A 19,005-nucleotide genomic window follows, 5' to 3' on the forward strand; every position below is an offset into this window, starting at 1 on the left:
TATTAAAAAAAGTGATGAAGCTCTCATAATCTACATCCTAAAGACCTATATTAATACCAAAAACAAACGTGCGGCTCTGCGGATACGAACCTTCGTCTACTCCTACCCTCAGTCCGGCATACGAATTCACGTCCGGATCAAAGCCTGTATATCTCGTCCAGGTAATTAAATTGGTTCCCGTGACGAAGGCCTCCAGACTTCTTATACCGGCTCTCTTGATCCATGTAGGTGAGAAACGGTAACGAAGATTGACATTTTTCAACTTGATATACGAACCATCTTCTACCCAACGGCTCTGTACGCGGCTTTCGCTTTGCATAGGATCATCACGCACAGGCTTAGGATAGTCCGTCATATCCCCTTGCTGCCTCCATCTCCTTAATGCATCGGTAGAAAGGTTATTGTACCGCACAATGGTATTTCGCTGGTGATTGATCTCACTATATATATCATTGCCATACGAGTATTGGAACAGCACATTCAATGAGAAGTTCTTATAGCTGAAATCATTGGAAATACCGCCAAAGAATTTCGGTTCAGCATTGCCGATGATCTGTCTATCGTCCTGGTTGATGACCTCATCTCCATTGAGATCGTGCCATATAGGATCACCTCCTTTGAATAGGGGCCCCGATGCACCATGCGTGACTCCATTGACATTGTCCTCATCACGTGCATAAACCCCGTCAAAGCGCCAACCGTAGAAAATGCCAATAGGTTGTCCTTCTTTCAAGATATGGTAAGCACCGTTCTGGATATATCCATTGGTCAACAACTCTTCCGGAAGAGAAACGATCTTATTTCTATTTGCACTAATATTAAAATTGGTTGTCCAGCCAAAATCGCCTATTAGGTTTTTGGTCGACAACAAAAACTCAACTCCTTTATTTTGGATATTTCCGATATTTTGGGTTATCGTACTAAATCCGGTGGTAGTCGGAATAGGCACACTGTACAACAAATCACGGGTATTCTTTATATAATAATCTGCATTCAAGGTTATCCTGTTTGCCAAAAAGGATAAATCCAATCCGGCATTGTACTGCACTGTTGTTTCCCAAGTCAGACTAGCATTGGGCATGACCGATGGTGCTGCTCCCGAAAAGCCCAAGTAATTGCGCCCGACCAAGAATTCACCTTGGGAGGTATAGTTTCCGATAGAGTGATTCCCCGTACTGCCCATACTGAAACGTATCTTACCATCATTGATGACATGTTGGATGCCTTTCAGAAATGTCTCATCCGTAAAACGCCAGCCCACGGAAGCCGATGGGAAGAAACCAAATCTCCTATCTCGTCCAAATCTCGAAGAACCATCAGTCCGAAGGTTGACCTCAGCCAAATATTTTCCCAGGTAATCGTAGGATGCCCTACCAAAGTAGGAAAGCATAGCGCTCTCGCCAACTATATCAATATCTTGTCCTTCCGAGTCCTTATTGGAGATCACACTTGCTGCATTAAGCGTCCGTATATCATCACTTGGAAAGAACATACCATCCAGACCTGTCCGTTCGTACCGCCAATCCTGCAAACTAAACCCAAGCAAAGCTCCAAAATTGTGCTTATTCGAAAACATCTTATTGTATCGCAGGATGTTTTCATTTGCCCAAGTGATGTTATTTGTATTTCTGACACCTCCCGTATTATAGCCTTCTCTGTAATCCAATATCGACGGCATAAATTCATTCTCTTTCATGGTGATGAAATCGAAATGCAGATTGCTACGAAAGCTCAACCCCTCGAGGATATCATATTCTACATACTCGCTTCCAATGATACGATGGCTTTTGTTGTAATGTGTAGCATGCATCGCGATACCGACCGGATTGCGCCGTCCCAACTGATAGCCATTCAGCGAACCATCCGGAAAGTACATAGACATAACCGGAGGTCTGACCAATAGTTCACGGATCACACTGAGATTGCCTGTTCCTCCTGCATTGATACGATTGTTTGTCGCGTTGGTGTACGCGAGGCTCTGACCTATTTTCAGCCTATCGGTTACCTTAAAATCGACATTCAGCCGTGAGGTTATTCGTTTATAATCATTGCTGATGATGATACCATCTTGATCCAAATAAGAGTTGCTCCATGAATACTGTACCTTATCCGTACCACCCCGGACGGCGAGATCAACTTTGTACTGTGCGGCACTCCTCAGCAGCTCTCTCTGCCAATCGATATCACCATTGTTCGAAGGATTCAACGAGTCTAAGACTGTCCAGTAAGGTTCTTCAGGATTGTCCATGTTGTTGTATGAATCGATCACCGCCGCCCGGTATTGGCTGGCGTTCAAAACACTTAAGTGACGTGTAATCGCACTCACTCCCGTCATGAAATTGGCAGTAATCTGTGCTTTCCCTTCTGCACCGCGCTTGGTCGTGATCAACACAACACCGTTGGCTGCACGTGATCCATAAATAGCAGTAGATGACGCGTCTTTCAAAATTTCTATTGAGGCGATGTCATCGGGATTGATGTCTGCTAAGGGATTTAGACCAAAATTTTCCGTACCGTTCAAAGAAGATAAGGAATTGGATTCTATCGGCACTCCATCCACTACAAACAACGGGTTGTTTCCAGCATTGAGCGACGAATTTCCTCGGACACGGATTGTCATCTCTCCACCGGGAGCCCCTGAATTGGAGGTAATTTGTACACCGGGCGCCCGTCCTTGTAAAATAGAGATTGGGTCTTGCAGTGTAGTTTTTTCGATTTCGTCGCTGCCTACCGATACCACAGATCCGGTCAAGTTCCTTTTTTTCTGTTGTCCATAAGCCACTACCACCAAATCATCCATTAAGATCGATTGATCTTTGAGCACGATCAGTAATTCTTTTCGTTCTCCTATAGTTACCGTTACCGGTTCTTTGCCGACATAAGAGAAAGTAAGCCTATCTTGAGGTCTCGCAGTAATGGAGAAAGTACCATCCTGCCCAGTCAAAGCACCATCACCAGCACCATCATTGAGACGTACAGTCACACCAGCAATCGGCGCACCATCCGTGCCCTGTACCTTTCCTTTGACAATAGCTTGTTGCTGATCGGTCAAAACAGGTTGTGGGTGAGAGATAGTTCCCTTGCTCAGAACAATATTCTTTCCATTTTCATGGTACTTGATACCAAAAGGAGTCAACACTTCGTCGAGTACCCGATGGAGCTGGACAGCTCTATAATTGACAGTAAGCCGTTCTTTTTGAGGAACGATCCGCTGGTCGAATAGAATGTTGTACCCACTTTGCTTTTGCAGCTCTTTAAGTACATAGTCCAACTTGACATTCTTCCGTTGAAGGGTAACTTCTTGGCCAATAGCAGATGCGCTGACCTGCAATGTCGCCACAAGTAGGAAGGGCAAGGCTAAGGATAGCTTCATGACTACAGGATTAGTTTTAGTACGGCATATTCTCCATAGCAATATGCCTAACCAATTTTTTTTATACATTTGCATTCGGTTGATTTATAATTTAACACGTTAGTTTCAATCGCTAGTCTATTTGACTAAATCTTTAGGGGGTGCTGGTAACACCTCCTATTTTTTTATAGATGGTCCTTTATTTCATGACGATTATCCTCCTTCCGTCCAGTTTTAGTTTTACAGATCCAGTCCATTCTATTGTCTGAAGCAAAGTTTCAATGTTCTCGAACTTGGATACTTTTCCGGAGAACCTTACATCACTTACCTTCGACTTGTATTCTATACTGACATCGTACCATCTGGCGATGTCTTCCATTACATTTTCCAAAGGGGCATTATCAAAGGCAAAGTCACCACTTTTCCAAGCCGTCACGTAGTAGGGATCTATCTGGACAATGTGTATTTTTTTGGATTTACCATCATACGTCGCCTGCTCGTTGGGCCGGAGGATATGTGGCTGATCTACCGATACGCCATCAAAGGAAACCAGGACACTTCCCTCAATCAATGTTGTCGTGACTTTGTCCCTAAAAGTATTTACATTGAATTCTGTTCCCAGCACTTCTAAAACCTGTCCTTTGGATTTTACGACAAATGGTACACGTCTGTTATTGACCACTACTTTTGCCACATCAAAATAGGCTTCTCCCTCTAGTTCTACTTCTCTAAGGTCACTATTGAAAGAAACAGGATACTTCAATTTGGAATCTGCATTCAACCATACCTTGGTGCCGTCAGCCAGCTGAATGACATATTCTCCACCGATCGGTGTGATAAGCGTGTGTATCTGGGTTGTCTGTGCTCCTACTTTCGATGACCCAAGGTAAGACACCTCTTCGCCACTATCTCCTATCGTAAAAAAATCACTTTCCAGTACACCTGCTCTTGCTCCCTTCCCCAACTCTTGAAAGGTTCCATCTTCAAAGACAATACGAGCTTTGTTGCTACCTGGCAGTACTTCTGCCTGTGCTTGGGAAAGCACTTCTTTTTGTTCAGTATTTGATTGGAACAAGAGGAGATATGCTCCTACACAAATCGCCAACATAGCTGCTACCGCCGCAGCTTTCCTAAGGAGTTTTTGGTACATAGGTTTCGATGTACCACACATACCTGTGCTTACCTCTGGTCGGGACAGTATATGTGCATACATCCTGCCACTTTCTTCTTTCGTAATGTCTAAGGATTGATCTTCATGTAACTGGTTCCACAGCAGAAGGATATCCTTCTCTATATTCGGGTCTTGCATGAGTGCATACAACTCAGCCTTTTCAACATCCAAACATATGCCTTGCTGATGTTTCTTAATGAGGTATATTAACCGTTGCTTATCCAATTTTATTGCGCTTTTACCCTATATATCGCACAACAATGGAAATCGTACTAGTTTACTTAAAAAAAGATTAGAAAAATACATACATGATCCGCTGCAATTTAAGCCTCACTGTCTTTGTGGCGACCGTCAGATGATTTTTGACCGTATTTTTAGAAACAGCAAGCCGCTCTGCAATCTCTTGATAAGACAAGTCATCCAATTTGTTCAGTATGAACACTTTTTTTTGTTGCTGAGGTAACTCATCTACAATTTTATCAAGGGTATGTTGCAACTCTTTAACCAAAACAGCCTCTTGGGTGTCGTATGAATTGTTTTTGGGGAATATTTCGATGTGCTCTAAGGCCTGTTCACGGATGATTTTTCTTCGAAAATGGGATATGGCAATCCTTTTCGAAACTGCATACAAAAAAGGTAATATGCTTTCTCCGTCCTGTATCCTGTCTCTGTAAATAAAAAGTTGGGTAAAAGTATCCTGAGCGATTTCTTCGGCTTCTTCTCGTTGACGGCAAAACCCATAAGCATGCTGTAGAACAATTTGATGGTATGCATCAAAAATTATTCTAAAAGCCTTTGAATATCCTGCTTTAAAATCAACAAAAACCGCTTCAGATACCTTTTTCATTAGAATAATTATTTACCGGTGTAAGTATTTCAATGGCATAAATGAACTAGTTACACCCGGTTTGTTTCTTAATGGCTATGAAGCTTGCATAAATTTTGCCTGTTTTTTCTTTATGGCATTTTATGCAGGTTTCATTAGGTTTATTTCTTAGGTCACTGGGAGCACTATCTAATCTTGTAATTCGATTCAACGAATCACTATTTCAAAAATATAAAATAATAACAACCATTACAAAACATTAACTTAACATTTGGCAATTTTGTTTTCAAAAAAATAGAGAAGCGATCAATCGTCTCTCTACAAATTATATATTTTGACCTTCTTTACAATGATGACAGTAACCGTTTCGGAAAATCTTGTATCTTATCAATTGATAACTGTTGCATGATTTGATACAGATGTGCTTTGAACATATTGATCGTATGCTCTCCCCCCTCATCCCCTAATGCGCCTACACCGTACATAAAGGGTCTTCCCATAAAATTAAATTCAGAACCCACAGCATGTGCACGTGCCAGATCTACACCGGATCGTATTCCACCATCCAACATCATCTTGATTTTACCTTGATAAGCAGGATCGTTTACCAATCGGATCAGCGAACGGATAGATGATTCGCCTGCATCGATCTGTCGTCCGCCATGATTGGATACGATGACACCATCCACTCCGAGTTGAATAGCCTCCTCCATATCTTCCTCATTGACTACACCTTTCAATACCAACGGACCTTGCCAAATGTCCCGTATAGCCTTTATTTTTTCAAAGGTTACTTTCCCTGTGAATGTCCGGTTCATGAACTGTCCCAACTGGCTCAAATCCATCCCTGTTTCCATATAAGGCTTCAATGTCGCAAACGAAGGGATACCATGCTGCAGCGTCCTGATGCCCCACGTCGGCCGAAGGAGTGCCTGCAACACATTCGTGATATTCATCTTTGGCGGCATAGAAAGGCCACTCTTAATCTCCTTGTACCGCAACCCAAACGAAGGGACATCTACCAAAACCACTAACACCGGATATTGAGCCTGTTTCAATCGTTTTAAGATGTCGTCTCTCAGAAGATCCTCTGTAGGGTGATACAACTGAAACCATGCCGTCCCTTCGGACACATCAGCGATACGCTCAATGCTCGCTGTAGATACGGTACTCAAGGTATAGGGGATACCATTTTTTGCTGCTGCTTTGGCGAGGATCTCCGGTGCATTGGGCCACATCAAACCCTGCAAACCTATGGGTGAAATACCAAAAGGCGCCTTGTATCTGACACCAAAAATCTCCGTAGACATATCGATATCTCCCGTCTCTTGTAAATATCTCGGTTTAAGAAAAATATCGTCAAAATCACTTTCATTGCGCAAAAGATTCAATTCCTCGTTGCATCCTCCCTCCAGATAATCGAAAGCAAATTTAGGGATCATGCTTTTTGCCTTTCGTCTAAGATCCGCAACAGAAGGATATTTAGCATTATAAGGAAAAATCAGTTTTTTGGACATTGTCTTATTAGAATAAGTTAACTCATGTCAAATGTACAGAGTATGTTTTGAAATTGCATCCTGTGCCGTGGTGTATTCTTCATTATTTCTACAAAAGCCTTTTCTAATAAGATGATATTTAGCTCTGACAGGTTTAGGATTCATGAAGTTTTTAATTTTTACTTTTAACTTATGATTTTTATAACTATCTTTGCAACGCTTATAGGGAAAGGCAGAGGGAATAGACCCGAAGAAGCCTTAGCAACCTGTCTCCGGACAAGGTGCTAAATTCTACTCCGCAAGGGGAAAGATAAGCCGAAGTTTCTAGTCCGAGAACCTTCTCTACAGCACCAACATCGTTTAAGATTAAAATTTAATAGGGCTAAAAGTATGTTAATTACCAACAACTTAGGTTACCCAAGAGTGGGACCGTTCCGCGAGCTAAAGAAAGCTAACGAAGCTTACTGGGCTAAGAAGATCTCGGCGGAAGAATTATTACAAGCGGGAAAATCTATCCGTGAAAACAACTGGAAATTGCAAAAAGAAAAAGGAATTGATCTGATTCCTTCTAACGATTTCTCTTTCTACGATCAAGTATTGGATCTGTCATTGACCGTAGGTGCCATTCCGGCTCGCTACAATTCCTTGCTAGACAAGATCGATCGTCAGTACAACCTGGACCTGTATTTTGCCATGGCACGTGGTTTCCAAGAGGGAGGTGTGGATGTGACTGCAATGGAAATGACCAAATGGTTTGATACCAACTACCACTATATCGTTCCCGAGTTCACAAAGAACCAAGAATTCAAATTGACTTCGGAAAAATTCCTAAACGAATATAACGAGGCAAAATCATTGGGTATCGACACTAAACCCGTATTGATCGGCCCTATCACTTACCTATTGTTGGGTAAAGAAAAAGAAGCTGGATTTGATCGAATTGATTTGATCGACAGATTATTGCCTGTTTATGAAGAGATATTGGGCAAATTGGCTGCTGCTGGAGCACAATATGTACAGATCGATGAACCTTTCTTAGCTTTGGATATCGATGCAAAAGTAAAAGCATTGTATCCTACGGTATTCGAAAAATTGAATGCTGCAGCCAAAGGCATAAAATTGATTGTAGCGACTTACTTCGAAGCACTGCGTGACAACGAAGATATCGCTGTCAATTTGCCTGTACACGCTCTGCACTTAGACTTAGTACGTGGCGAAAACCAATTAGATACTGTTTTAGCCAAAGTCCCTGCTTCTTTGACCCTTTCATTGGGTGTAGTTGAAGGGCGTAACATCTGGAAAAACGATTATGAAAAATCCTTGGGCAAAATCAAACAAGCTGTAGATGCATTGGGCAAAGACCGCGTGTGGATTGCTCCTTCCTCATCTTTGCTGCACGTACCGTTTGATCTGGACAACGAGAAAAACGAAGAGTCTCTTCCTGCTGAAGTTAAAAACTGGTTGGCTTTTGCTAAACAGAAACTTACAGAAGTGAAAGATTTGGCTGTATTAGCCGATGGTGAAGTAGACGCTGCTACTGCAGAACGTTTCGAAGCCAATAAAGATGCTGCCGAAAGCCGTCGTACCTCTTCCTTGATCCACAAGCCAGAAGTGAAAGAGCGTGTAAACAATATCACAGATGATGATGCAACACGTACCTCTCCTTTCTTGGCCCGTAAGGCTGCGCAACAAGCTAAATTTGGCTTGCCGGCATTCGCTACAACAACAATCGGTTCGTTCCCGCAAACAAAAGATGTGCGCAAGTGGAGAGCAGACTTGAAAAAAGGAGCTATCACACAAGAGCAATACGATAAAGAAATCGCTGAAGAAACCGAAAGAACAATCCGTCTGCAAGAAGAGCTAGACATCGATGTATTGGTACATGGTGAGTTCGAACGTAACGACATGGTGGAATACTTCGGTGAGCAATTGGCAGGTTACGCTTTCTCTCAAAATGGTTGGGTACAGTCATACGGCTCACGTTGTGTGAAACCTCCGATTATCTACGGAGACGTATACCGTCCGGCTGATATGACCGTTCGTTGGTCCGCTTATGCGCAGTCGCTGACTAATCGTCCTGTCAAAGGTATGTTGACTGGTCCCGTGACGATCCTGCAATGGTCTTTCGTACGTAACGACCAATCCCGTTCGACCACGACTTATCAAATCGCCTTGGCTATCCTGGATGAAGTACAAGCTCTGGAAAAAGCAGGTATCAAAATCATCCAGATCGACGAACCGGCTATCCGTGAAGGCCTTCCATTGCGCAAAGCCGACCAACAAGAATATCTAAACTGGTCCGTACGTGCCTTTCGTGTATCTTCATCCAATGTGGAAGACGATACGCAGATCCATACGCACATGTGCTACTCTGAATTTAACGATATCATCCGTGATATCGCAGCTATGGATGCCGATGTGATCACAATCGAAACTTCGCGTTCGCAAATGGAACTATTAGATGCTTTTGCTGGAGAATTCAAATATCCAAATGATATCGGACCAGGTGTGTATGACATCCACTCTCCTCGTGTACCAAGTACGGAAGAGATGGTCGAGCTATTGCGCAAAGCAAAAGCAGTCGTTCCTGCTGAGCAACTGTGGGTCAACCCTGACTGTGGCTTGAAAACACGTGCATGGCCAGAAACCAAAGCGGCTTTGGAATCTATGGTCGAGGCCGCCAAGATCCTAAGAGCAGAGTAATCTCAAAAATTAGTAATATTAAATACAACAAAGCCCGAAGCGTAAAACTTCGGGCTTTTCTTTTATAAATATAATTTATAAAATGTTGAAAAGAAAATGTTGAAAAAATTCCAAAACCAAAAAGAAAATATTACATTTGGAGAGGAGGAGTTATGAAAACAAAAGGCAATAAAGAAACCTACACAGGTAGTCACAAAAAAACAGGAATAGCAAAAGAGCCAGCAGTAGCTTATCGCAGTATGCCCGTTCTAAGGAATTTTGCCATAAAGGACGATTATTCCTTGATCAAAAAAGCGAGACAAGGTGTCAAAACCGATGTCTTCTACTTATTAGCAGATACCATTAAGATGCCCGAAAAAACATTGGCCTCTATTATCAATTTGTCACCTAGAACAATAAGCAATTATCGTGAGCAAGAAAAACACTTAGATGCCAATTATAGTGAGCATCTGCTCAAACTTATCAATCTATATCAGTTTGGAAAGGAAATCTTTGGAAGCTTCGAAGAGTTCGATCTTTGGTTGCATAGGCCTTTTTGGAATTCCGAAGAGAAGCCCATAAATCTCATTACAACTCCCGGAGGAGTAGATCTGGTCTACGAAGAAATAGAAAAACTCGCACTGGGCTATCCTATCTAATGCTCGTCTATCGAATCGTCCATAAAAAATATTCCGACACACTTTTTGCGAGTGGTCTTGCAGGCCGTTGGAACAGTACAGGTAAAAAAGTCCTTTACACTTCTGAAAGTGTGTCTTTGGCCTATCTAGAAAATATGGCTCACAGAAATGGACTCGGATTCAACAATGACTTTCGTATTATGGTCATAGAAATTCCTTCTAAGGTTTCTTTTTATGAAGTAAAACCCTACGATTTACCAAAAAACTGGCGATCTTTCAGAAACTACGAGGAATGCCAAAAAATAGGTGACAAATGGTTTCACCAATGCGAATTTTTATACATGAAAGTCCCTTCTGCGATAGTTTCGGAGAATTGCAATATAGTGATCAACACACTCCATAAGGACTATAAAAAAGTAAAATTGCTCGAAGTTCTGAATTTCTATCCAGATGATAGATTGGAAGAACTTATCAAAAGGTAGACTTCCTTCAATTTCACCTTCTGATCTGATCAGCAATCTTGGGTTTGCAACTAATACATTAGCACAAAAAAAGCCCCGATAGAAATCTATCGGGGCTTCTTTATGATTAAAAACCAATGTAATTAGTCTTCTTTCTTTTCTTCTTCACCAGTCGTAGAATTTTCTGTTTCTTCTGGAGCTGAAGTTTCTGCGTCCTCAGCAGCAGGCTCTTCAGCCACAACAGTTTCTTCTGTAGCAACTGCTTCTACTTCCTCGGCTACGGCTTCCTCAGCTTTTACTTCTTCTACTGCTACTTCCGCAGTTTCAGTAGCTTCAGCCGCTGCCTTTTTCTTACCTCCACGACGACGAGTAGCTTTTTTCTCTGTCTTAGCTGTTGCACCATATACTTCATTGTAATCTACCAACTCAATGAAAGCCATCTCTGCATTATCACCCAAACGGTTTTCTAATTTGATAATACGTGTATAGCCTCCAGGACGAGTAGCTACTTTTTCAGAAATCTCGCGGAACAGAATCGTAACCGCATCCTTGTCTTTCAAGTAAGAGAATACCGTACGACGAGAGTGTGTCGTATCACTTTTAGATTTAGTGATCAAAGGCTCTACGTACGTACGCAATGCTTTAGCTTTTGCCAAAGTAGTCGTGATACGTTTGTGCTTGATCAATGAAGTCGCCATGTTGGCTAACATCGCCTTACGGTGACTGTCAGTGCGCCCTAATTTCTTTACTTTTTTTCCGTGTCTCATTTTTAATTGTGGTTTTTGTGCGTACCGTCCTGTTTAAGGATTAAGGATTAAGGATTAATAGATTAAGGACTACTTTCCATCTTATCAAATAGTCTTTATTCTTTTAATCTTTGTTCCTTGTTCCCGATCAAGGGGAATTACGCAACAGGTCGCTTATTATTTGATTTTAAATGTTATTCTTCGTCCAATTTGTATTTTGACAAGTTCATTCCGAATGACAAACCTTTCGATTTTACCAATTCCTGAATCTCGCTCAAGGACTTTTTACCGAAGTTACGGAACTTCAACATGTCAGCTACATCGTAAGTAACCAATTCGGCCAACGTACGAATATCTGCAGCTTTCAAACAGTTCAATGCGCGAACAGAAAGATCCAGATCCACCAATTCGGTTTTCAATATCTTACGCATATGTAGAATCTCCTCATCCACGACTTTGGTTTCTTCTTTCGTTTGAGACTCCAACAACATATTCTCATCGGAGAACAACATAAAGTGTTGGATCAAAATGCGTGCCGCTTCTTTTAACGCATCTTCGGGGTGAATAGAACCATCAGTAGAGATATCCAACAACAACTTCTCATAGTCGGTCTTTTGCTCTACACGATAGTTTTCAATGGTATATTTTACATTTTTGATCGGAGTATAGATCGAATCGATAGCGATCAGACCTACAGGGCCGTCAGCAACTTTATTTTCTTCTGCATTGACGTATCCCCGTCCTTTCGTAACAGTCAGCTCTACTTCAATTGTGGTAGAGCTCTCCACATTACAAATGACCAAATCCGGATTCAATACAGTAAAGTTGTTTGAAAACTTACTGATATCACCAGCAGTAAATTGATCTTGACCATTGATAACTACAAAGATTTTTTCGTTATCACCCTGCTCACCTGTTTTCTTAAAACGAACTTGTTTCAAGTTCAGGATGATTTCAGTAACGTCTTCCACCACACCTTTGATAGTAGAAAACTCATGTGAAACGCCTGAAAATCTGACCGACGTAATCGCATATCCTTCTAGGGAGGACAATAAAATACGGCGCAAAGCATTACCAATAGTAACACCAAAACCTGGTTCTAATGGACGAAATTCGAAAGTACCATCAAAATCAGTAGATTTTTGCATGATTACTTTATCCGGTCTTTGAAATGCTAAAATTGCCATTTACTATGTTTTAATTTTTTGTAACGATGTAAGTATGTCTCAATAGTGTATGCATAATTCGATAATTCGAACTATACATACAGCTACTCATTATTATTTAGAGTACAACTCTACAATTAAGTTTTCCTTAATGTTTTCCGGGATATCTGCACGTTCAGGGTAGCTGATAAATTTACCTGTCAACCCTTTGGCATCCCACTCCAACCATCCGAACTTATTGATTGTGCGGCCAGCTACCGAGTTGGAGATGGCTTCCAATGTTTGTGAACGCTCACGTACGGCAATCACGTCGCCCGGACGAAGGCTATATGATGGAATGTTAACGACATTACCGTTAACTGTAATATGTTTGTGCGAAACCAACTGACGTGCTGCAGAACGTGTAGGAGCGATTCCTAAACGGTACACAACGTTGTCCAAACGAGCTTCCAACAATTTTAAGAAGTTCTCACCTGTGATACCTTGTTTTGCAGACGCTTTTGCAAACAAATTAGCAAACTGGCGCTCTAGTACGCCGTATGTATATTTTGCTTTTTGTTTTTCCAACAACTGAATAGCATATTCAGATTGTTTACCTCTTCTTTTTGATGGACCGTGTTGTCCTGGAGGATAATTCTTTTTTTCTAATGCTTTATCAGGGCCGAAGATAGGCTCTCTGAATTTACGTGCAATTTTGGACTTAGGTCCTGTATATCTTGCCATTTCTCTTTCTGTTTGAAGTATCTATCAGCCTATAGCTGATGAATCTTATCTTAAACAATACTAATTATTAAACTCTTCTGCGTTTTGGAGGACGACAACCATTGTGAGGAAGTGGAGTGATATCCTTGATGGTAGTCACGTCAATTCCTACGGTTTGCAATGTACGGATTGCTGACTCGCGACCTGCTCCCGGACCTTTAACGAATACCTCTACCTTACGCAATCCTAAATCAAATGCAACTTTACCACAGTCTTGGGCAGCTTGACCGGCAGCATATGGAGTATTCTTTTTAGAACCTCTGAAGCCCATCTTTCCGGCACTAGACCAAGAAATCGTTTGACCTGAATTGTTTGTCAAAGTGATGATAATGTTGTTAAAGGTAGCGTTGATATGCGCTTGGCCAACAGGCTCGATAACTACGAGACGCTTTTTAGTAGCTTTTTTAGTTTTAGCCATTTCTTATTAATTATTTAGTAGCTTTTTTCTTGTTTGCAACTGTCTTACGTTTACCTTTACGTGTACGTGAGTTGTTTTTGGTACGTTGACCACGAACCGGCAAATGCTTACGGTGACGTAGGCCACGGTAACAACCGATATCCATCAAACGTTTGATGTTCAACTGCACTTCCGAACGCAAAGCACCTTCTACTTTGATCTCATCATTGATGATCGTACGAATAGCCGTCAGTTGGTCATCATTCCATTCCGAGACTTTCACGTCTTCACTAATACCTGCTTTATTCAAGATATAAGCAGCAGTGGACCGACCGATACCAAAAATGTAGGTAAGGCCGATAACCCCTCTTTTGTTTTTAGGTAAATCTATACCTGCTATCCTTGCCATATATTTTATTTACGATTTTTTTAATTTACGATTTTAGATTTCAGATTGCTGACTGACCAAAGGCGATTGTACAGCAATCGTAAATCGCAGATCCAAAATCTAAAATCTAATTTACCCTTGACGTTGTTTGAATTTAGGGTTCTTTTTGTTGATGACAAAAATCTTCCCTTTACGACGGATAATCTTACAATCCGCACTACGTTTTTTTACTGATGCTCTTACTTTCATTTTATTTTAAACTTTAAAGGGCTCTTCACAGAGCAGTGTCTTATTTGTAACGATATGTTATTCTTCCTTTGGTCAAGTCATAAGGAGACATCTCCAACTTCACCTTGTCACCAGGCAGGATCTTGATATAGTGCATGCGCATCTTACCTGAAATATGCGCAATGATTTCATGCCCATTTTCCAATTCTACCCGGAACATTGCATTGGACAATGCTTCCTTGATGACGCCGTCTTGTTCTATCGAGGCTTGTTTAGCCATATATCTTTTTGTATTTTATGTTATCCAAAGCCTGTATAAACAGGAGTGCAAAGATAAATAAAAATATTGAAAACCAACTACTTTTTGCCCAAAACTTTTTCGACATGTTCGAAGCTCAACAATATATCCGGTTGTCCCTTTTGGATCGAAACCATCTGTTCGAAATGAGCGGACAGCTTCCCATCAATGGTGCTCACCGTCCATCCGTCATCCCAGAACTTGACACCTCCTCTTCCCGCATTGATCATAGGCTCGATACAGATGATCATTCCTTGTTCTAATTTAGGTCCCGAACCGCGCTTACCATAGTTCGGCACTTCCGGTTTTTCATGCAAATGTATTCCCACTCCGTGCCCGACCAACTCCCGAACAATACCAAAATTGTATGGTGTCACGTGATCTTGTACAGCCGCCGAAATATCTCCTACACGCTTGCCAGCTACTGCTTGCTCGATCCCCTTCTGTAAAGAAGCTTGCGTAACATCCAACAGCAACTGTGCTTCTTCCGAAATCTCACCTATACCAAAGGTATAAGCCGAATCACTAATATAACCATTCAGATTGACACCACCATCAACCGACACCAAGTCTCCTTCCTGAATGACATAATCGCTCGGAAAGCCATGTACCACCTGATCGTTTACAGAAATACACAAAGAGAACGGAAAACCTTGATAATTCAAGAAAGCCGGCGTAGCCCCATGATCATGGATAAACTCATAAGCCAGCTTATCCAAGGACAATGTCGTTATACCTGGTCTGATGACTTTAGCTATTTCACCAAGCAAGTGCGAGAGAACATCTGCCGATGCTCGCACTTGTTCAATTTGTTCTGCAGTTTTATATATGACCTTAGACATCTAAAATCTTAGATAGCTGACTGTCCATAGCCCTCTACTCCAACTGCTGAACGGCCTTTCACCCTACCGGTCTTCATCAATCCATCATAGTGACGCATCAACAAATGACTTTCAATCTGCTGCAACGTATCCAATACTACCCCTACTAGGATCAACAGCGATGTACCGCCATAGAAGTGCGCAAACTGATTATTCACTCCTGCTACGCTTGCTATCGAAGGAAGGATAGCTATGATTGCGATAAAGATAGCCCCTGGAAATGTAATACGCGAAATCACATTATCAATAAACAGATTTGTATCATGTCCAGGTTTGATACCAGGGATAAACCCTCCATTTTTCTTCATATCTTCGGACATCTGCTGAGGGTTGACCATGATAGCTGTGTAGAAAAATGTAAATGCAATGATTAAAATTGCAAACGTAACATTATAGGCTACCGAAGTAAAATTGGTCAACGAATTCAAGAAATCCGATTGAAGATTTGGGAAAAACTGAGCCAAGGACATCGGCAAAAACATGATAGCTTGAGCAAAGATAATCGGCATTACACCGGCAGCATTTACTTTCAAAGGAATATACTGACGTACACCTCCAACTTGCTTGTTGCCTACAATTTTCTTGGCATATTGTACCGGCACTTTACGCACCCCTTGAACAATCAAAATCGTAAAGATTACCACGAAGAACAACGCTATGAATTCCAACAACAGCGGAATGATACCTCCACCACCTGGACTCATACGTGACGCCCACTCAGCAGTAAGACCTGCCGGCAATTGTGCGATGATACCTGCCATAATGATCAAGGAGATACCATTTCCTATACCTTTGTCCGTAATCTTCTCACCTAACCACATCACAAACAAGGTTCCTGCAGTCAATACGATAGCCGAAAGAATGGTAAACATGGGATCAGCAATAGTTTTGGCTGAAGGCTCGATCTGGGTTTTCACATAAGCTATAGCCTGCACAAGCGTAATCGCTAATGTCAGATAGCGTGTAATCTGGTTCATTTTTTTACGTCCAGACTCTCCTTCCTTTTGCATTTTCTGAAAAGCAGGTACAGCTATCCCCAACAATTGCACGACAATAGATGCAGATATATAAGGCATAACGCCTAAAGCAAAAATCGCCGAACGGGAGAAAGAACCTCCGGAAAACATATTGATGATACCCAAAAGTCCTTCCTTTTGGCCCGCAGTCACCAAAGCATCAGGATTGACACCCGGCAAGACCACGTGACACCCAATACGATAGATCAGAAGAAACAGCAAGGTATTAATAATACGATTGCGCAGATCTTCTATCTTCCAAATATTGGTTAAGGTTGTGATTAGTTTCTTCATGTAATATTAAAGTTTTACGATAGAACCACCTGCTGCCTCAATTGCTTTTTGAGCAGTTGCGGAAAATGCGTGAGCCTTAACTTCAACTTTTGAAGTGAGTTCACCACGGCCCAAGATCTTGACTAAATCCTTTTTGGATGCCAGACCGTATTCTCTAAATGTATCGAAATCAACTACAGTCAAATTGTGCTTGGCAACCAGTTCTTGCAATACGTCTAGGTTAATCCCATTGTATTCTACACGGTTAGGATTCTTGAAACCAAACTTAGGCACACGACGTTGCAAAGGCATTTGACCACCTTCGAAACCGATCTTTGTACTGTGTCCGGAACGAGATCCGGCACCTTTGTGTCCACGTGTGGAGGTACCACCACGTCCAGAGCCTTGACCACGACCAATACGTTTTCTGTTTTTTGTTGAACCAGCTGCTGGTTTTAAATTACTTAAGTTCATTTTGCAAACTAAGATTGTGTTGCGCCTTCGCTTTCACTAAACAGGACACAACGATGAAACAAATAATGATAAACAACTAATGGAAAGAACGAGATGTTCTTTCCATAGTATGATTTTTAGACAAGCTCTATCGCCACCAAATGGTTTACTTTACGCACCATTCCGATGATAGACGGAGTTGCTTCTACTTCTACTGTGTGGTTGATACGCTTCAACCCCAAAGCCTCGATAGTTTTCTTTTGGCGCTCGCTCCTGTCGATAACGCTCTTTATCTGGGTGATTTTGATTTTTGCCATGATAATTAACCGTTAAATACTTTATTAAGATCGACACCGCGGTGCTGTGCCACTGTATAGGCATCACGCATATTCGCCAAAGCGTCAACTGTTGCTTTTACCACGTTGTGTGGATTGGATGAACCTAATGATTTGGCCAATACGTCCGTGATACCGGCAGACTCCAATACGGCACGCATCGCACCACCTGCAAGTACTCCTGTACCGTGGACAGCTGGTTTTATTAAAACACGACCGCCTGAATATTTACCATATTGCTCATGGGGAACTGTTCCTTTGATCACAGGTACCTTCACCAAATTTTTCTTTGCATCGTCGATTCCTTTGGTGATTGCTTCGGTTACCTCCTTGGCTTTACCCAGACCGTAACCCACGATTCCGTTTTCATCACCGACAACCACGATAGCAGAGAAACTGAAAGTACGACCACCTTTGGTTACCTTTGCCACGCGTTGGATGCTTACTAAGCGATCTTTTAATTCAATTTCGCTCGATTTTACTCTTTTAATATTGCTTAATGCCATTTTTTCTCTTGATTAAAAGTCTAAACCGCCTTCGCGAGCACCTTCTGCCAATGATTTCACACGGCCGTGATACAAGTACCCATTACGGTCAAAAACTACTTTGCTAATACCTGCTGCCAACGCTTTCTCAGCGACCAATTTACCTACAGCTTTCGATTGTTCTACTTTGGTGCCTGACGCAACGAAGTCCTTAGCCAAGCTAGATGCTGCGGCCAATGTCTTACCTGTCGTATCGTCAATAACCTGAGCGTAGATACCTTTATTGCTCCTAAAAACCGATAAACGAGGACGCTCTGTTGTTCCAGTCAGGTGTTTTCTTATTCCTTGTTTGATTCGCGCTCTGCGAGATGTTTTATTTCCTGCCATGGTTATTATTTTTTAGCTGATTTACCTGCTTTTCTTCTTAACACTTCACCTGCAAACTTGATACCTTTACCCTTATATGGTTCTGGCTTACGGAAGCTGCGGATCTTTGAGGCGATTTGCCCAACCAATTGTTTGTCGATAGACTCCAATGTGATAGTAGAGTTCTTACCTTTTTCAGCAGTTGTTGTAACTTTAATTTCCTTTGGCAATACAAAAACGATCGGGTGCGAGAAACCTAAGGTTAGCTCTAAGACATTACCCGTGTTCGACGCACGATAACCCACACCGACCAACTCTTGTGTCGTCTTGTAACCTTCAGTCACGCCAACAACCATGTTATTGATCAATGCGCGGTACAGTCCATGCAATGCTTTGTGTCTTTTCTGTTCGGTAGGACGAGATATGACTAGGTTACCGTCTTCTTGTTTTACGATAATGTCACTGTCTACCTGTTGTGTTAATTCACCTTTAGGGCCTTTCACTGTAACTAGATTCTTGTCTGATACAGTTATCGTTACTCCAGAAGGAATAGCGATAGGCGCTTTACCAATTCTTGACATTTCT

21 protein-coding genes and 1 riboswitch are annotated in these 19,005 nt (G+C 41.8%); of the genes, 3 read left to right on the forward strand and 18 right to left on the reverse strand.

Annotated elements, in window-relative coordinates; all coding sequences use genetic code 11:
- Nucleotides 1–37: 37 nt before the first annotated feature.
- The 4 genes from G5B00_RS06780 to G5B00_RS06795 all read right to left on the reverse strand — a co-directional run bounded on the left by G5B00_RS06780 (nt 38) and on the right by G5B00_RS06795 (nt 6,791).
- Nucleotides 38–3,373 carry a SusC/RagA family TonB-linked outer membrane protein gene (locus G5B00_RS06780; RefSeq protein WP_163872518.1) on the reverse strand — a complete coding sequence of 1,112 codons (3,336 nt, stop codon included), beginning with the start codon at nt 3,371–3,373 and terminating at the stop codon, nt 38–40.
- Between the two features lie 178 nt (nt 3,374–3,551).
- Nucleotides 3,552–4,748 (reverse strand): FecR family protein, encoded by a 1,197-nt coding sequence (locus G5B00_RS06785; RefSeq protein ID WP_163872519.1) that lies wholly within the window; start codon nt 4,746–4,748, stop codon nt 3,552–3,554.
- 67 nt (nt 4,749–4,815) lie between these two features.
- Nucleotides 4,816–5,370: an RNA polymerase sigma factor gene (locus tag G5B00_RS06790; protein WP_163872520.1), complete on the reverse strand. Its 555-nt coding sequence runs from the start codon at nt 5,368–5,370 to the stop codon at nt 4,816–4,818.
- 323 nt (nt 5,371–5,693) lie between these two features.
- Complete coding sequence (locus G5B00_RS06795; RefSeq protein WP_240894414.1) at nt 5,694–6,791, reverse strand: alpha-hydroxy acid oxidase; 1,098 nt, start codon at nt 6,789–6,791, stop codon at nt 5,694–5,696.
- Between the two features lie 271 nt (nt 6,792–7,062).
- Nucleotides 7,063–7,162: riboswitch (SAM riboswitch) on the forward strand.
- A gap of 73 nt (nt 7,163–7,235) precedes the next feature.
- Here G5B00_RS06795 and metE point away from each other — a divergent pair.
- From metE to G5B00_RS06810, 3 genes are all read left to right on the forward strand, one after another.
- Nucleotides 7,236–9,548: a 5-methyltetrahydropteroyltriglutamate--homocysteine S-methyltransferase gene (gene metE, locus G5B00_RS06800; RefSeq protein ID WP_163872522.1), complete on the forward strand. Its 2,313-nt coding sequence runs from the start codon at nt 7,236–7,238 to the stop codon at nt 9,546–9,548.
- A 152-nt stretch (nt 9,549–9,700) separates the two neighbouring features.
- On the forward strand, nt 9,701–10,186 hold the full coding sequence (locus tag G5B00_RS06805; protein WP_163872523.1) for an antitoxin Xre-like helix-turn-helix domain-containing protein: 486 nt from the start codon (nt 9,701–9,703) through the stop codon (nt 10,184–10,186).
- The gene (locus G5B00_RS06810) at nt 10,186–10,647 is read left to right on the forward strand and encodes an RES family NAD+ phosphorylase (protein ID WP_163872525.1); all 462 of its coding nucleotides are present in this window, start codon (nt 10,186–10,188) and stop codon (nt 10,645–10,647) included. Before G5B00_RS06805 ends, G5B00_RS06810 begins: the two co-directional genes overlap by 1 nt.
- A 122-nt stretch (nt 10,648–10,769) precedes the next feature.
- Here G5B00_RS06810 and rplQ read toward each other — a convergent pair whose 3' ends face one another.
- The 14 genes from rplQ to rplF form a co-directional block, all read right to left on the reverse strand.
- A complete protein-coding gene (rplQ, locus tag G5B00_RS06815) occupies nt 10,770–11,393 on the reverse strand; it encodes a 50S ribosomal protein L17 (protein ID WP_163872527.1) in 624 nt (207 codons plus the stop codon).
- 173 nt (nt 11,394–11,566) lie between these two features.
- Complete coding sequence (locus G5B00_RS06820) at nt 11,567–12,559, reverse strand: DNA-directed RNA polymerase subunit alpha (RefSeq protein ID WP_163872529.1); 993 nt, start codon at nt 12,557–12,559, stop codon at nt 11,567–11,569.
- Nucleotides 12,560–12,652: 93 nt separating this feature from the next.
- A complete protein-coding gene (gene rpsD, locus G5B00_RS06825; RefSeq protein ID WP_163872531.1) occupies nt 12,653–13,261 on the reverse strand; it encodes a 30S ribosomal protein S4 in 609 nt (202 codons plus the stop codon).
- 67 nt (nt 13,262–13,328) lie between these two features.
- On the reverse strand, nt 13,329–13,718 hold the full coding sequence (gene rpsK, locus G5B00_RS06830; protein WP_163872533.1) for a 30S ribosomal protein S11: 390 nt from the start codon (nt 13,716–13,718) through the stop codon (nt 13,329–13,331).
- Between the two features lie 10 nt (nt 13,719–13,728).
- The gene (gene rpsM, locus G5B00_RS06835) at nt 13,729–14,106 is read right to left on the reverse strand and encodes a 30S ribosomal protein S13 (RefSeq protein ID WP_163872534.1); all 378 of its coding nucleotides are present in this window, start codon (nt 14,104–14,106) and stop codon (nt 13,729–13,731) included.
- Between the two features lie 111 nt (nt 14,107–14,217).
- The gene (ykgO, locus tag G5B00_RS06840; RefSeq protein ID WP_021071232.1) at nt 14,218–14,334 is read right to left on the reverse strand and encodes a type B 50S ribosomal protein L36; all 117 of its coding nucleotides are present in this window, start codon (nt 14,332–14,334) and stop codon (nt 14,218–14,220) included.
- A gap of 40 nt (nt 14,335–14,374) precedes the next feature.
- The gene (gene infA / locus G5B00_RS06845) at nt 14,375–14,593 is read right to left on the reverse strand and encodes a translation initiation factor IF-1 (protein WP_079643278.1); all 219 of its coding nucleotides are present in this window, start codon (nt 14,591–14,593) and stop codon (nt 14,375–14,377) included.
- Nucleotides 14,594–14,670: 77 nt separating this feature from the next.
- Entirely contained in the window at nt 14,671–15,453 is a 783-nt protein-coding gene (map, locus tag G5B00_RS06850) for a type I methionyl aminopeptidase (RefSeq protein ID WP_163872536.1), read from the reverse strand.
- A gap of 8 nt (nt 15,454–15,461) precedes the next feature.
- Nucleotides 15,462–16,802 (reverse strand): preprotein translocase subunit SecY, encoded by a 1,341-nt coding sequence (secY, locus tag G5B00_RS06855; RefSeq protein WP_163872538.1) that lies wholly within the window; start codon nt 16,800–16,802, stop codon nt 15,462–15,464.
- 6 nt (nt 16,803–16,808) lie between these two features.
- The gene (gene rplO, locus G5B00_RS06860; protein WP_163872540.1) at nt 16,809–17,255 is read right to left on the reverse strand and encodes a 50S ribosomal protein L15; all 447 of its coding nucleotides are present in this window, start codon (nt 17,253–17,255) and stop codon (nt 16,809–16,811) included.
- A 116-nt stretch (nt 17,256–17,371) separates the two neighbouring features.
- Nucleotides 17,372–17,551 (reverse strand): 50S ribosomal protein L30, encoded by a 180-nt coding sequence (rpmD, locus tag G5B00_RS06865; RefSeq protein ID WP_163872542.1) that lies wholly within the window; start codon nt 17,549–17,551, stop codon nt 17,372–17,374.
- 5 nt (nt 17,552–17,556) lie between these two features.
- Nucleotides 17,557–18,075, reverse strand: a complete 519-nt coding sequence (rpsE, locus tag G5B00_RS06870) for a 30S ribosomal protein S5 (protein WP_163872543.1) — start codon at nt 18,073–18,075, stop codon at nt 17,557–17,559.
- Nucleotides 18,076–18,087: 12 nt separating this feature from the next.
- Nucleotides 18,088–18,441, reverse strand: a complete 354-nt coding sequence (gene rplR / locus G5B00_RS06875) for a 50S ribosomal protein L18 (RefSeq protein ID WP_163872545.1) — start codon at nt 18,439–18,441, stop codon at nt 18,088–18,090.
- Nucleotides 18,442–18,446: 5 nt separating this feature from the next.
- Nucleotides 18,447–19,001: a 50S ribosomal protein L6 gene (gene rplF, locus G5B00_RS06880; RefSeq protein WP_163872547.1), complete on the reverse strand. Its 555-nt coding sequence runs from the start codon at nt 18,999–19,001 to the stop codon at nt 18,447–18,449.
- Nucleotides 19,002–19,005: the final 4 nt, after the last annotated feature.

The sequence above is a fragment of the Parapedobacter sp. SGR-10 genome, assembly GCF_011030405.1.
Classification (GTDB): domain Bacteria; phylum Bacteroidota; class Bacteroidia; order Sphingobacteriales; family Sphingobacteriaceae; genus Sphingobacterium.

Excerpts from the sequence above, each read along its gene's own strand:
- G5B00_RS06820 (WP_163872529.1), bottom strand. The coding sequence starts at position 12,559 with ATGGCAATTTTAGCATTTCAAAGACCGGATAAAGTAATCATGCAAAAA.
- rplR (WP_163872545.1), bottom strand. The coding sequence starts at position 18,441 with ATGGCAGGAAATAAAACATCTCGCAGAGCGCGAATCAAACAAGGAATA.
- rpmD (WP_163872542.1), bottom strand. The coding sequence starts at position 17,551 with ATGGCAAAAATCAAAATCACCCAGATAAAGAGCGTTATCGACAGGAGC.
- G5B00_RS06780 (WP_163872518.1), bottom strand. The coding sequence starts at position 3,373 with ATGAAGCTATCCTTAGCCTTGCCCTTCCTACTTGTGGCGACATTGCAG.
- ykgO (WP_021071232.1), bottom strand. The coding sequence starts at position 14,334 with ATGAAAGTAAGAGCATCAGTAAAAAAACGTAGTGCGGATTGTAAGATT.
- secY (WP_163872538.1), bottom strand. The coding sequence starts at position 16,802 with ATGAAGAAACTAATCACAACCTTAACCAATATTTGGAAGATAGAAGAT.
- rplQ (WP_163872527.1), bottom strand. The coding sequence starts at position 11,393 with ATGAGACACGGAAAAAAAGTAAAGAAATTAGGGCGCACTGACAGTCAC.
- rpsM (WP_163872534.1), bottom strand. The coding sequence starts at position 14,106 with ATGGCAAGGATAGCAGGTATAGATTTACCTAAAAACAAAAGAGGGGTT.
- G5B00_RS06810 (WP_163872525.1), top strand. The coding sequence starts at position 10,186 with ATGCTCGTCTATCGAATCGTCCATAAAAAATATTCCGACACACTTTTT.
- G5B00_RS06790 (WP_163872520.1), bottom strand. The coding sequence starts at position 5,370 with ATGAAAAAGGTATCTGAAGCGGTTTTTGTTGATTTTAAAGCAGGATAT.
- G5B00_RS06795 (WP_240894414.1), bottom strand. The coding sequence starts at position 6,791 with ATGATCCCTAAATTTGCTTTCGATTATCTGGAGGGAGGATGCAACGAG.
- rplF (WP_163872547.1), bottom strand. The coding sequence starts at position 19,001 with ATGTCAAGAATTGGTAAAGCGCCTATCGCTATTCCTTCTGGAGTAACG.
- metE (WP_163872522.1), top strand. The coding sequence starts at position 7,236 with ATGTTAATTACCAACAACTTAGGTTACCCAAGAGTGGGACCGTTCCGC.
- rpsK (WP_163872533.1), bottom strand. The coding sequence starts at position 13,718 with ATGGCTAAAACTAAAAAAGCTACTAAAAAGCGTCTCGTAGTTATCGAG.
- infA (WP_079643278.1), bottom strand. The coding sequence starts at position 14,593 with ATGGCTAAACAAGCCTCGATAGAACAAGACGGCGTCATCAAGGAAGCA.
- rplO (WP_163872540.1), bottom strand. The coding sequence starts at position 17,255 with ATGAACTTAAGTAATTTAAAACCAGCAGCTGGTTCAACAAAAAACAGA.
- G5B00_RS06805 (WP_163872523.1), top strand. The coding sequence starts at position 9,701 with ATGAAAACAAAAGGCAATAAAGAAACCTACACAGGTAGTCACAAAAAA.
- map (WP_163872536.1), bottom strand. The coding sequence starts at position 15,453 with ATGTCTAAGGTCATATATAAAACTGCAGAACAAATTGAACAAGTGCGA.
- rpsD (WP_163872531.1), bottom strand. The coding sequence starts at position 13,261 with ATGGCAAGATATACAGGACCTAAGTCCAAAATTGCACGTAAATTCAGA.
- rpsE (WP_163872543.1), bottom strand. The coding sequence starts at position 18,075 with ATGGCATTAAGCAATATTAAAAGAGTAAAATCGAGCGAAATTGAATTA.